Below are 14,245 nucleotides of genomic sequence, written 5' to 3' on the forward strand. Positions count from 1 at the left end.
TAATTAGTTCATTACAAACTTCAAATGTTTTATCAGAGATTATAAACCTGAATATTTAAATATATAATATTCTATATGAATTTAATAGAATAATTAATTGACCTAAATCATATTTTTATGGACAAATATGTATATATTGTAATCAAAACTGTTTAAAAAAGTATTTTACTGATTCATTTGTATAAAAACTTTTAATAATGAGGATATATTATGTTTAATTTAAAAAATATAGATTTTTTGAAATTATTTTATTTATTAATTTTTATTTTTAGTTTATTTGACATTCGTAGCTTTTCAATTTACACTAGCAATAGTACATGGTTACCTTTTTTTCTTAAAGAAACTTATATGATATATTTAGGTTATTTTATTCTTTTTTTATTATTTTATGTAGTTCTATTCACTAAAATAGGCCAAAAAATTTCAGATAATAAAAAATTTACACTATTAATTATATCTCTATTAATAATTTCATCTGTAACTTTAACGTTTTTAGGGAATAATCCATCTATTAATTACTACTGTGACAGTGATGATGCATTAACAATCTGGATTAACCAATTATTCTCATTCCAATACCCATACGAAGCTGTAACACAGCTTGGACAACAAATTACTCCTTTTCCATCCTTACCATTATATTCCATACCATTTTATTTACTGGGAAATGTTGCATACCAGAACATCGTAAATCTTTTTATAATAATATTTATTCTATGGAATTTTTCTGAAAATAGACGCCAATTAAACTTTGGATTGGTATCACTTTTAATTTGTGTACATTTTGCAGTTTCATTTTTAAACCACACAGATCATATGACTGTAGCCACATTTGTCGCTTTAGGCCTCTATTTACTTTATAAAAGTAGATTTAAACTTAGTAGTCTAATATTTGGGCTTTTAATAGCTTCAAAAGGTTATATATGGTTTATTATACCTACAATAATTTGTTATATTTTCAAAAAAGAAAACTTCCAAAATTTCAAGAAATCGTTACTAATTATAATATTAGTTCCATTAATCATTGTTTTACCATTTATTCTTTGGAATTCTAACATATTCTTCCATTTTGCCCCTGTAGCGGCCGAAAGCAGCCTATTCACTGCTTTTAAGTATTTAGACATAATTGTTACATTGGCTATTGCTTCAATAGCGTTATTTTCATATAATAGAACAAAAAATTTATTTTTCGCCGTTTTCATAGCATATTTAATATTTGAATTTATATTACCATTGCGTTCCACATTTTTATTAGCATTATCTGCAATATTGCTCGGAATATATATGGATAAATTAAAGATTGATACTAACAAAATAAGTGATCAAAATCCGTCAAATTAAAAAATGTAAAATAAATGAAACGGAATGCTAAATATTAATCCCTTTTATTATTAATTAGTTCATTGTAAACTTCAATTGTCTTATCAGAGATTTTATTCCAATCAAAATCCTCTGATCGTTTCAAACTTTCATTGCCCATCTTTTCTTGTAATTTTTTATCTTTAAGTAAGGTTATTAATTTATCTGAAAGTTCATCAACTTCTCCAGGCATTACAAGAAATCCATTTTCCCCATCATTTACTAAATAAGGTATTCCCCCAACATTAGAAGCAATTACTGGTTTTCCACACGCTATTCCTTCTAAAACTGCTATTGGAAGCGATTCCCAAAAAGATGGTAGTACAAAAACATTTGCCGATTTAATTAATGAATATTTTCTATCTCCCTTTACAAAACCAAAAAATTTAACATCATTTTCTAAGCCTAATTCTTTAACTAAATCCTTTAATTCATTTTCTTCATCACCTGACCCAGCAATATATAAATAAGAATCTGAAATAGACTTTTTAACTTCCTGAAATGCTTTTATTAATGCGTATAGTCCTTTTCTCCTAACGAGAGTACCAATATAAAATATAACATTATTTTTATCGGACTGAAACGATCCAATACTCTTAATCAAATCTATATTCACTCCATTAGGTATCATAAACGTTTTTGAATCCGTCATTTTTTGAATGATTTCTTCTATTTGTGGAGCTACCACTATAATATTCTTAATCCTTGAAAGAGCGAATTTTTCAGCGAATTTTGAAAAAAACTTTAATATAAAATTCCTTTTTACATGATAATCCATTTCCACAGATGAAATACCATGTAATGTAACCACTGTTGGATATTTCCTTTGGCATAACATTGCAGCCATACAATACAGTGGATGAAATCCCTGAAAGTGAATTACATCAAAATTTTGTTTATTAATCTTTTTCATTAACCTGTATAAATCAAAGGGTAAAAGAAACATATATAAAGCTATATTGCTTGCTAATCTTTTAGATATGTTAATTTCCATATCATTTTGCTTTAAAATTTCATTTTTATTCCCATAAGTCAATACATGGATGTTTATATCATGTTTTTTTGATAAATAGTGGATTATATTATTTGTATGTTCCTCTACACCTCCAAACATTTCCACTCGAGGGTCACCATAAACCATTAGTAACTTCATTAAATTCCTCCCTCAAAAGCTGTAACCGTCCCACTATCATAAATTCTATTTTCTTTTTCTATTTTATCCAGAAATAAACGGTCTAAACCACTCACACTAAAGTGACCTCCTCCCAATGCACTTGTAGAAAAAGGATTATGTTCAAGGTCTTTCCTAACTAAAATAATTCCAGTTAAATTTCCATTTCCAGATAATATACGAGATGCATCTTCCACAGTTACATTATAGTTAGTAATACTGGGAAGACGATGCCCTAAATCTATATATAATTTTATGCTCGATGGAATATCATCAAGAATTCCTATATTCATTTCTGAATATTTCATTCCTTGTGTAGGACCTGGTGTAAATGGATTAACATTTTGAGCATTAGCATCATAGCTGGTCAACCACATAAATGATATTAAAATAACTAGTAAAAAAACTGTAGTAACTTTTCTAGGCGAAATCTGAGATATAGACATTACAGCAAGAACTACTGGAACTATAAGACAAATCATAACATAAATAAACCAGCGGGCAGGTAAAAAAGAATTTAAACTTAAAAATACACTGATAAAAACGAATAATATAACCAACCACCCATAAAGAGATATAGTTTTGAAATTTTTAATTTTTAAAGTAAATAAAGTCCCTATTAAAGCTAAAAATGAAAATAGATATAATGGAAGCATTTTCATTGCAGTAGTCGTAAAACTCTCCATGATCGTAGAAACAGCAGGTGCTTGATCACTAGCAGAAAGACCCCATTTTAAGCTATCTCCAACTACTCCCATCATTCCTGATGAATACATCCAGTAGTATATTACAAATACTGAAAAGAATACAATTAATGTTAGTGTAACATACATTTTTTTTTCAAAAACAATTCCAAAAATTTCCATTACTTTCATTTTAAAAGTATCAACTGAAAATATTGCTAAAAGAATAATCAATGCTGCAAATGAATCTATTGTATGAGTAAATATAATTCCAGTTAAAAATAGTATAGTAAATATGGTATAAACAATCTTTTTATATGTTAATTCAATCTTTTTTTGGATAAAAACCAAGTAGATTACTATGACTACGTATGTTATACCAAATGATTGAGGTATAATTAAAAATCCAATACCAACGGGATAAGTTGCTACAGCGAGAATTAAAAAAGACAATAATCCTATTTTATCGCCTAAAAATTCCTTAACAACAAGATATATAAATGTAAAACTCAAAAATTGAGATAATCCTGCAATAAACATGGAATTTTTGATATCAAGCCCGGTTAAATAGTGTGCTGATGTAATAAATAAATGCATGAAAGGAAAATTAGAATAACCTTTCATTTCTTCAGTAACGTGCCCCATATCCGTAATTAATGTTATTGACCACGCATGAGACCATGGATCGCCCCCGATATACCCATAAAACTGGTAAAATACACTTGCACGAACTAATATGCCCAAAATTATGATCTCAAACAAGATCAAATAATAATCTCTTTTATTAGTAGTTGAAACAATCTGAACAGCTATTAATCCCGTTATAATGGATATAATCACCAGAAATGATAATGGACGACCATATAAATCCTGGTTGATGATCAAAACAGAGAATATGAATAAGGAAAAGAAAATGATACTTATCAATAAAAATTTTGTTTTTGAGATTCCTCCCTCTGAAAATAAAGATTCTATGGATTTTGGAAATTTACCTCGGAAAATAAAGAATAATACAGTTGCAGAAATTAAAATTAAAGATACTTGTTCTAATCTATCTGCCCCTAATTTAAAGCCCAAAAAGAAGGCTGAAATTCCAGATACAAGTAATAAAATTCCAATAATTATATCTGCATTGTTAATTACCTTCCAGATATGTTTTTTTTCCTTATCTATAATTTCTTCGATGAATCTCATTAATTTTCACCTAAATAATAGTGTAAAATTGCATATAGGACAAATAAAAGGAAATACGGAGCCATATAAACAGATTTAATCCCAAAATTCCTTATTAAAAATATTATATGGTTTCTAATAAAATAGTAGGACCATGAATATAATGGAAGCCTACAGCCCCCTTCACTTTCAACATTGTGAAACATTATGGCTTCAGGCTGAAAATATAATTTATATCCCTTTTTTGTAAGTTTAAAATGAAAATCTGATTCTTCACCAGTATAACTTCCTTTATATGCATTTTCTTCATATCTAAACTCATCATAAATATTTTTAGGATATAATGAGCATGAATGACAATCATTAACCTCAATTACTTCTTTAAAGTCCGCTGAAAAGTTTCTATAAATTAAACCAGTTTTTTTATCAATTACTGAGGGATTATGGGATAATTCTTCCTCTTTTGAACGTCTGGCAAAGTTTAACATGTTTCTTTTCTTTCCTTCATCTTCAAAACTTGATATTAACGCCGGACAAACCGACCCAACATTTATTCCATCCTTACTAATGTTTTGATATGTTTCAACCAGTAATTTTATACAATCTTCCTTTAAAACCATGTCATCTTCTGTAAATAAAATAAAATCTCCAGAAGTTTTATCTATAGCTGCGTTCCTATTTCCAGGTAAGCCTAAATTATTCTCATTCCTATAGTATTTTATTCTATCATCCTTAAAACTAGTGCAAACCTCTTCTGTTTTATCTGATGATCCATCATCAGATATTATTAATTCCCAGTTGCTATATTCCTGCGAAATAACCGAATTTATGCAATTACTAATTATATTTCCCCTATTGTATGTAGGGAGAATAACTGAGACTTTTGGATGATTATTGTCCATATTTTTACCAATTATTTTTATTTTAAATGCATATATAAACTTAATTTAATTAAAAAGATTTTAAATCACCTTATTATCTTGTTGTGCTTACTTTTTCCCATAATACTGAATATTTACCAAATATAAAATCTTTCCATGCCAATAATATTAGATATTCATTCAATAAAACATAATACGCAATACTGGGGAAAGATTTTATTGAAAATCCTGATTTTGAAGCTTCATTTTTAATTATTTTTGATTTTAAGTAAGTTAATATCCCAAAAACCAGTGCAAATATAATTAAAGTTAAAATGAGATTTGTAATTATAATGTTTAAATCCATAATTATTAAATACAGAACTGGGATTGCTATTAATATAAACGGCGAAAACATGACTAATGCCTTGTGGGAAGGAAAAATTAGAAATGAATAATAATTTTTAGGAGGTATCCAGTAGTTTAAATGTTTAAAGATGGTTTGGATAGTTCCAATACTTGTCCTTCTCTTTTGTATTATTATTTCTTCTGCTGTTGTAGGGGATGGTTCATAGAAAACAGCTTTTGGTTCGTATTCAATTTTATATCCATTTCTTCTAATTTGAATGGCCATGTCCAGGTCTTCTGATAACATTCTTGTGTCTGCATCCACAATATCTTTCCGCCATGCATTTATTTCTCCATGAAATAGGCATGCTGAATCTAAAGCTGCTTCTCCTTTTCTCATTATGAATTCTAAATCCAAATAGAATTGATTTGAAGATGTAATTGAGCTACCAGTAGCAGGTAATGTATGTTTACCTCCAACAGTACCAATTTTGGGATCTTCAAAATGGGGCATCATTTCTTTTAAAACATTTTCTTCAAAGGTGGTGTTTGCATCAGTTACTAATATTATATCTCCCTTTGAATTCTTTTTTCCAAAATTAATAGCCGATGCTTTACCTTTCCTTTCTTTTTCAACTAATAAACTTAATTTAGGATTTCGAGTTCTGTTTTTTATTATTTTTTCCACTATTTCCCTTGTTTTATCTTCAGAACCTGAATCAACCACAATAATTTCATATTTATCATCAGGATAATCAAGAACATCTAAATTCTTAATTCTCTCATCAATTACCTTTTCTTCATTAAATGTAGGTACTAAAATTGATACAAATGGCTTATAGGCATAATCCTTATGTTTTTTATCTCCTCTAAGTGCAATTATAGCCATTAAAGCAGGATAACCTACAAACTGCCATATTACAAGAAATGATAAAATATAAAGAATTATAACTAAAATTAATGTTAATATCATAGTTTCTCATCGTTTTTTAAATTTTAATAAACACATAATCATTTTTAAGTTAATATAGAAGTCTTATATTATTTTTTTGATTTTTTCAGATAACACACTTAATCCATGCACCCAATAATAATTAGATTCTGATCCCATTATTTTCACATTACCTTCTTTTAAAGCTTCCCTAATCTCTCCATTTACTTTAATTTTTCCTTTACCTATTTCAAATCCAAGATGAGCATCGCTTCCAGCCGTAACTGCTTTTTTATACTTTATTGCGAGTTTAAGTGATTTTATATTATCTGATTTAATGGATCTGGCGTTAAATGCTTCTATTAAATCAACGCTATCTATAATTTTTTCTGGGAATTCATAATGCCTGTAAGGATGTGCTAAGGAAATTAAACCATCCTGTGATTTTATTTCATCTACAACCTCCAGAAAATTCCTACTTTTTATTTCTTCATTTAAAAATAATCCCAATATATCCCCATATTCTGTTCTTATCTCAGCACCGACAATTAAATCAAAATCAACGTCATTGTTAATTTTTAAAGCAGTTATTCCACCTTTAATTGTGTTATGATCAGTAATTGCAACTCCTTTTAACGATTTTTTCTTTGCAATCTTAATTATTTTAGCTGGATCAAGAAAAGAATCATTTGAATATTTTGAATGAACATGTAAGTCGTATTCCATTTAAATTCCCCGCATAGCATTAAATCTTCCTTTTTAACTGAATTTGAACATAATCATTCATTAAATGTCCCATAATCATTTTCAAGAACTTCACGTATGGATGTAAATTTGAAATTTTTAAGTAGCATCTCAATTTTCCCTAAAGTTGAATTAACACCGTGATAAACTATAAATTTTGATTTAAATGGCAAATGTAGCTTAGGTATATTAGGATTTATTTCCCGAGGATGTGTATAAATTACAAACGGCCTATCTTTATTAATTTGTCTTAAACCTGCTTTTAAAATCCATGCTGGAATTGTTCTAAGATAAAATCCTCCTGAAAATGGGAAATTTTTACCCAATAACCTTAAAACTGTTGATGGGAATTCTAATAGTTTACCATTAGGATCGTTTACTGCTAAATCTTCTTTAGAAGGCCTATAAATATTTAATGGAGCTTCAGGAAGACCATAAAGCATTGTTTTTATGGGGAATATGCTGGCGTCATACCTAAATTTGTATTTTTCAAGAACTTCGAATGCCCATCTATTTTCATTATTAATGGAAAATGAAGGTGCTCTAAACCCTAAAGGCTTTTCATGAGTTATTTTATACAAAATATCTATAGATTTCTTTATTTCATCTTCAAATTCACTTCTTTCAAGTTTATTAACGGGTTTATGGGAATAGCCATGTGATGCAATTTCATGGCCCGCATCATTTATTTTTTCTATTAATTCCGGCTCTTTTTGAGCTACACAGCCTAATACAAAAAATGTGGAATTTACATTATATTTTTCCAGTAAATTTAAAAGTTTTTCTGTAGATTCTCCCAACTGAGGGTCTTCTTTCTTAAATTCATATCCTTTTAAGAATTCATTGTGCCACCAGTATTCTAAATCTATACTAAATGCATTAATCATCGTCTTTCCTCAAAACAAACTTCCACATGTCTTTATCAAAAATATATCTTAAAGTTGCTAAAATGAACCCAAATGTAGGCCCTGGATCACTCCAAGAGAGCATATCGTCAGGATTACTGAAATTCAGGAGCTTTTTAATATTCTTTAGTTTATTTGGAGAATTTAAAAACCATAAAATATCTCCAGGTAATAGCCATCTGCAATATATATCTTCTTTATAATCCAAATCTTCATCAATATCCTCATTCATAATCATTTTATAGAGCCGGTAAGGAAAATCAGCCCCTGCTAATATGGAAAGTTGTAGAGAACCCCAAAATCTGGGATTTACTTCCATTAATTTTAATGAATTATCCCGTGAATCCACTCTAAATTCAACCATTCCCACTCCTTCCCAATTCATGGCTTTTAAAAGTTTAAATGCTGTTTCTATGGCTTTATTTGAGGTTTCATTTTTAATTGTTTTTCTAAGTGTGCTTGGACCACCAGAAACTGGATAAGACCTTATCCTTTTTTGAACTGTCACATTTTTAGGTTCTGATCCATTATTAAATAGTGTATAAACTCCTAATTCGCCACCATATGGAATATATTCCTGTATAAGTACTTTACCATAATTAGAACTTATTTTTTTAAAATCAGTATGTAGTTCATCCCAAAAATTACAAATTTTAACTCCTCTGCGTCCTGAACTAATTCTTGGCTTTATTACTACTGGATATTCTAAATTATCTTTAATTTTATTTAATTCTTCAACATCATTAATAAAAAAAGTTTTAGGGCACGGTAAACCATTTTCAATTGCTATTTTTAATGTAAGTCCTTTATCATAGCCTTTCATGAAAATTTCCGGACTAGGTAAAGCTATTTTCGTATATTTTGATATTTCTTCCCAATTGTCCATTATTGGTTTAAGACAGGCATCTGCAACAGGAAATATAACATCAAATTGCTCCTTTTTAATTAGTTGAATTAGATATTCCACAAATCCCTCAGGATCCTTTGTTGGGGATGGATAAACAACTCTTTCTTTACAGTATTTAGAAAAAAACCCGGTAGTAAATCTGGTTTCTTCTCCTGCTGTAACATAAACTCCTTTTTTTCCTAAAGATCTAATTACTGCAAGAGAACTTCTCATTTGAGCATCAGTTACAAGGACTTTTGACATATTATCTCCAAATCATGATTAAAAAATATTAATATTAGTTAAATTCGTTGAAATCTGTATTTCAATAGTAATAATTTTGATTGATTAGAAAACTAATGTATATTATTTAAAAAAGAAATTTATAAATCTATTTGTTCTTACTCTAAATCAAATATCTTTTTAAGCTTTTATAATTTTTTATAAAGGTTTTGATTTAAAAATACCCCAACTCTGCCTTTTTAGTAAAAGAATTGGCCTTACAATATAATATAATGGAAATAAATAGCCAGGTAATCTTATTTCAGCTAAATCTTCGTCAGATGGTGCAAAAACATGTAATATGAAATCCATTAAACCATTCCTTAAATTTTCCCTTATTTTGATATGGAAAATAGAATATTCTAAAAGACCAGGTTCTCCATTATTTTTAGAGAAGAAATCATCCTTTAATTTATTTGAAATACTTTTACTATGCTTATCCTTATTTATCTCTTCTAAAATATCTCTGGGAATTTTTACATCCAACAGATCATTTGCAAGTAAAAGATTGATAAATAACATTCTTTTAATACCTAATTTTCCTGCTTTATCCATTATTTTATCCCAATTCATATTATTTGAACAGATAAGTTCTGCAACATCACATATCCATTGTAAATACTGAAAACGGTGCCCCGCATTATGAATACATAATATTAATAATAAATCTTCCCGAGAAAAGCTTAAGATATCTGTATTTGAAATTTTAACATGTTCAAAGCTTTTTGGATCATACAAGTACCTAATATCAGTTTTAAATGAAAAAGAAATGCCAGATAATTTCCATTTTATTTCAATCTGTACACCAGAATCACTATTAATAAAATGGTACTCCCTTTGGGATTTAATATAGTTTAAGTCACCTACATTACTTGAATCCATTTCATATCCCTTAGAATTTAGTAATTCTTTAACTTTTCCGATGTCAGTTTCTTGAATAAAAATGTCAAGATCATCAAATACTCTTAATCCTAAATTTCCATAAGCTGAAACCGCCAGCACAGGCCCTTTATAGGGAACTGCTGATATTTCCTTAGATTGGAATAAATTTAGTATTTTTATCAATTCACCTGTTAATAAAAGGTTTTTATGAAGATTTTCATCGAAATCATCCTTTAAATTATTTAAAACATCTTTTGGAACTTTTTGGGGACAAACCGAATTAATTTGAAAATACAGTAATGGTAATAACCTGTTTTTGGATGTTTTTTCCAGTAGGTATGTCCAGTTAATTTCATTTTCAATTAATGATAATAATTTATCTTTAGTTTCAAGATCAAGACTTGTACGGGCACAGCATAGGATTATTTCATCTTCAACGCGGATTTTAGAATTAAACTCCATTTATATCACCATCTGCTCCCATATATAATTATAAATATTAGAAAAAATTATTATAAGGTAATTACTTATAGTTACCTAATATTATATTTAGTTCACCTAAATTCAATTCATGAAATAAAATATTTAAAGAGATATAAAATGCATGTTAAACTTCTAATTTTGTTTTTATTCCTTATTATGGTTGGAATATCTGGATGCACAATAGATCCAATTGCAAACAGCACATTTGGAGAAAAACCACCCCTTGCTATTAATAATCTGGAGATTACAAACAGCAGCGGAGCTCCTTATCAATATAATGGAACTAATTATTATGGAATAGCTGGTATCGTTAAAAATAACGGCGAGGAAGACACACGATACGTCAAAATGGAAGCAATAGGCTATGATAAAGAAAATAAGACAATTGCAACCAATGATACTGTTGAGCTTGACCCTAAAATAATTCAAGGTAAAGGAAAAAGTAATTTTTATTTTGATCTATATGATCCTAACAAAAAAATAGTGAGATTTGAAATAAAGGTTATTGATGTAAAATAATTAAATTTAATGCTTAAAATAGAAATATTAAATCTGTGATTTATACAATTCCCTAAATCGTCCCTTTTCTTTGTTAATAAGTTCATTTAACGTTCCTGATTCTACTAATTTTCCATTTTCTATTAAATAAATGATATCTGCATTTTTAATGGAAGAAAACCTGTGTGCAATAACCAATATGGTCATTTTACCATGTAGCTTCAAAATAGAGTCTTGAATAATTTTTTCATTTTCAGAATCTAAGTTACTGGTTGCTTCATCTAAGATAAGTAAAGTAGGTTTGCTTAATAGTGCTCGAGCAAGAGTTAAACGCTGTTTTTCCCCACCTGAAAGTCGTACTCCCCGATCTCCAACAACCGTTTCCAGTTCATCAGGTAATTTAGAAATGAATTTTCGAGCTGCAGCCATCTGCAGTGCATTTTCAATATCAGATCTATTTGCGTCAGGATTAGCTACAATCAGATTATTTAGTATTGTATCATGGAAAAGAAAAGGATCCTGGGCTACATATCCTATTTGATCCCTCCAATTAAGAATATTTTTGGAATTTAAAGCATTATCATCTACCATTACATTCCCATCTGTAGGATTAATAAGCCCCATAATTATATCTGCAACAGTACTCTTTCCTGCTCCAGAAGGGCCGATTATTGCAGTTGTTTTTCCTGCAGGGATTACCAGATTAATGTCCTGGACTGCGTGGACACCCATGTCTTCATTGTAATTAAATGAAACATTATCAAGCCAGATTTCATTATTCATTGTTATTTTCTCTTGTTTTAGATAGTACAACTCCGATTCTATTTCACAGCTTTCTTTAATCTTCATTACATTGGAAAATGATGGCAACATATTTATAAAATACTGGTAATTTTGTTGTATTGTGGAAAATTTAGGTATCATGCGTATAAAAAGAAATATAAGCAATAATAATGATGCTGTCGGAATTAAAAGTACGTCTATTATAATAATTACTAAAATACTTAAGATTATAACAGATAATATGCTGAAAAGAAATGTTACGTCTGCATAATTTTTTACTGTGTCTATATAGCTAAGTTTCAGCCGATCATTGAGTTTTTCAAATTCATTAACATTTTGACTTTCCATTCTGAAGCTTTTTATTGTTTTCATTCCATCTAAATGTTCTAAGACTGTAGAATAAAATTTTTTGACTTCTTTTGAAATTTCTTCACCCCTAATCTGGGCTAAATTCGTTTTCCGCTTAAGTAGAACTATTATAAATATTCCCACTAAAAATGTTATTACAGTGATTTCCAAGGATATTTTTAATGCAAATAGGAAATATATAAAAATTACAGCAATATTTGTTATAAGATATAATAATTCATATGTTCCCATGCCAATCCTATCAATTTCATTAGTTAATGCATGAGCAAAATCAGAAGAACGGTTTTTTGAAAAAAATAGCCATTTAGAATTAGTAATGGCAGAATATAATTGATTTCTAAGGTATGAACCATATTCATATTCAATATTGGCTATTTGTATTGACTGCAACCTGTAAATAAAGGCATTCAATCCCATAATAACTACAAATAAGGTTAATACGCTGATTAATGTTGGTTTTATACCAAAATATGCAAATAACTGGAATAAAAAGTTTTCAATTTGATTAAGAGCACCATATTGTACATCTAAACCAACTAATTGTAACAATGGCACCAATAAAATTAAGCCTATTCCCTCAGTTAAGCTAATAAACACCATTAATATCAAAGTTAATGTGATATTTTTAGGTATTACATGAATTAGACTATCTAAATATTTTTTAATAGTAGAATCTACTATTTTCGAGAGAAATCTGCTGTTTTTAGGCATGAAAAAACCCATGAATTATTTTTCTAAGTCCTAATTTATTTTAAGTCATTGAAACAATCATTTTCTATCTTTTTTACCAATTCTGATAGTTCTTCAAATGATTTATTAACTTTCAATGAGCGTATTGTGACATCATCCATTAATTTAGAACATTGCTTGAAATTTAATGATTTATCTTTATTTTGAAAGAATATAAAACAGTAAGAATTATGAATTAATTCCATTAAAGCTTTTTGAGGCTTAGGATTTTCAATATAAGAATTTAAAGCTTCCTCAATAATATAAACTCTTTTTAAAGGTAAAATTTCACAAGAAAAATTAGGTGTAGTGCAATGAAAACGTTCTTCTGGCCCTAAAATTATTTTTGGTATCTCCTGATTGTCCCACATTATATTAATCATTTTCGATGAAAGTTTTGTTTGAGGTAAACCCGAAAAAACAAGAGATTTATCCTCATCAGTTTGAATTACAAGAATATCATCAGTTATTAAGGAATATCCTTGGTTATTTAATGCCATAGCAAGAGTAGATTTGCCAATTCCAGAATAACCTAAAAATGCAACTGCATAATTGGCAATTTTTACTGCACTTGCATGTAAAACTAAAAATCCTTTCAAATAAAGCAAAGTCGCGATAACTGGGCCCCAAATATAAGAATTAAGAGTGTAAACATCTGCATTATCTTCTGGAGAAACTACAATTTCACTATCAGATACTTCAAAGGTCCCTACACCTTTCCAATAAAGATAATATTCATTATCATTGCCTTTACTAATCTTAAAGAACTTATTACTAACTATTTCTTTTGATAATGAAGAATCAACATTTCCAAGCTGAATTATAACATCTAATTCTGTTGATTCATCATTTTCAATTGTATTATCTTTAGAATTAATTTTTAACCCAATATTTAAACCATACGCTTTATAATAATTCAAATCATGCCCCATTTATCTAAAAATTTTTAATTAACTTTTTTAATAAAAAAAATTAGTTCAGTAGTTTGAACTAAAATTAATTTCTTGTCTTTCCTACAGTACCATCTCCTCTTTTACCGCTGGTACCCCATGTTAATTTCTTAGCATCACCATGAACTGTTAATTCCGGTTTAGAATATTGTTTTTTAATCTTATTTTTTGAATCCATCTTTAAGCCTCAATTATATTTTAGTATTTTA

At 28.5% G+C, this 14,245-nt stretch carries 12 protein-coding genes; 2 read left to right on the plus strand and 10 right to left on the minus strand.

All coding sequences use genetic code 11. From position 1 onward, the window contains the following. Positions 1-348: 348 nt before the first annotated feature. Entirely contained in the window at positions 349-1,341 is a 993-nt protein-coding gene (locus tag HZC47_08150; protein MBI5680848.1) for a hypothetical protein, read from the plus strand. Between the two features lie 34 nt (positions 1,342-1,375). On the opposite strand, the gene HZC47_08155 is transcribed toward HZC47_08150, so the two are convergent. The 8 genes from HZC47_08155 to HZC47_08190 all read right to left on the minus strand — a co-directional run bounded on the left by HZC47_08155 (position 1,376) and on the right by HZC47_08190 (position 10,686). Further along, positions 1,376-2,512, minus strand: a complete 1,137-nt coding sequence (locus HZC47_08155; GenBank protein MBI5680849.1) for a glycosyltransferase family 4 protein — start codon at positions 2,510-2,512, stop codon at positions 1,376-1,378. Further along, positions 2,512-4,407: a hypothetical protein gene (locus tag HZC47_08160; protein ID MBI5680850.1), complete on the minus strand. Its 1,896-nt coding sequence runs from the start codon at positions 4,405-4,407 to the stop codon at positions 2,512-2,514. Before HZC47_08160 ends, HZC47_08155 begins: the two co-directional genes overlap by 1 nt. After that, entirely contained in the window at positions 4,407-5,288 is an 882-nt protein-coding gene (locus tag HZC47_08165) for a glycosyltransferase family 2 protein (GenBank protein MBI5680851.1), read from the minus strand. Before HZC47_08165 ends, HZC47_08160 begins: the two co-directional genes overlap by 1 nt. Before the next feature lie 73 nt (positions 5,289-5,361). Beyond that, entirely contained in the window at positions 5,362-6,567 is a 1,206-nt protein-coding gene (locus tag HZC47_08170) for a glycosyltransferase (GenBank protein MBI5680852.1), read from the minus strand. 63 nt (positions 6,568-6,630) lie between these two features. After that, positions 6,631-7,251: a PHP domain-containing protein gene (locus tag HZC47_08175; GenBank protein ID MBI5680853.1), complete on the minus strand. Its 621-nt coding sequence runs from the start codon at positions 7,249-7,251 to the stop codon at positions 6,631-6,633. A 53-nt stretch (positions 7,252-7,304) separates the two neighbouring features. Next, positions 7,305-8,156, minus strand: coding sequence for a polysaccharide deacetylase family protein (locus tag HZC47_08180; protein ID MBI5680854.1), 852 nt, complete (start codon positions 8,154-8,156; stop codon positions 7,305-7,307). Further along, positions 8,149-9,324 (minus strand): ATP-grasp domain-containing protein, encoded by a 1,176-nt coding sequence (locus HZC47_08185; GenBank protein MBI5680855.1) that lies wholly within the window; start codon positions 9,322-9,324, stop codon positions 8,149-8,151. The genes HZC47_08180 and HZC47_08185 overlap by 8 nt, the downstream gene beginning before the upstream one ends. Before the next feature lie 177 nt (positions 9,325-9,501). Further along, positions 9,502-10,686: a nucleotidyltransferase family protein gene (locus HZC47_08190; GenBank protein MBI5680856.1), complete on the minus strand. Its 1,185-nt coding sequence runs from the start codon at positions 10,684-10,686 to the stop codon at positions 9,502-9,504. Between the two features lie 138 nt (positions 10,687-10,824). Between HZC47_08190 and HZC47_08195 the strand changes: the two genes are divergently transcribed. Further along, positions 10,825-11,226, plus strand: coding sequence for a hypothetical protein (locus HZC47_08195; protein ID MBI5680857.1), 402 nt, complete (start codon positions 10,825-10,827; stop codon positions 11,224-11,226). 27 nt (positions 11,227-11,253) lie between these two features. On the opposite strand, the gene HZC47_08200 is transcribed toward HZC47_08195, so the two are convergent. Further along, positions 11,254-13,068: an ABC transporter ATP-binding protein gene (locus HZC47_08200; protein ID MBI5680858.1), complete on the minus strand. Its 1,815-nt coding sequence runs from the start codon at positions 13,066-13,068 to the stop codon at positions 11,254-11,256. 35 nt (positions 13,069-13,103) lie between these two features. Then, positions 13,104-14,006, minus strand: a complete 903-nt coding sequence (locus HZC47_08205) for a serine kinase (protein ID MBI5680859.1) — start codon at positions 14,004-14,006, stop codon at positions 13,104-13,106. Positions 14,007-14,245 lie beyond the last annotated feature (239 nt).

The sequence above is a fragment of the Methanobacterium sp. genome, from assembly GCA_016222945.1.
Classification (GTDB): domain Archaea; phylum Methanobacteriota; class Methanobacteria; order Methanobacteriales; family Methanobacteriaceae; genus Methanobacterium_D.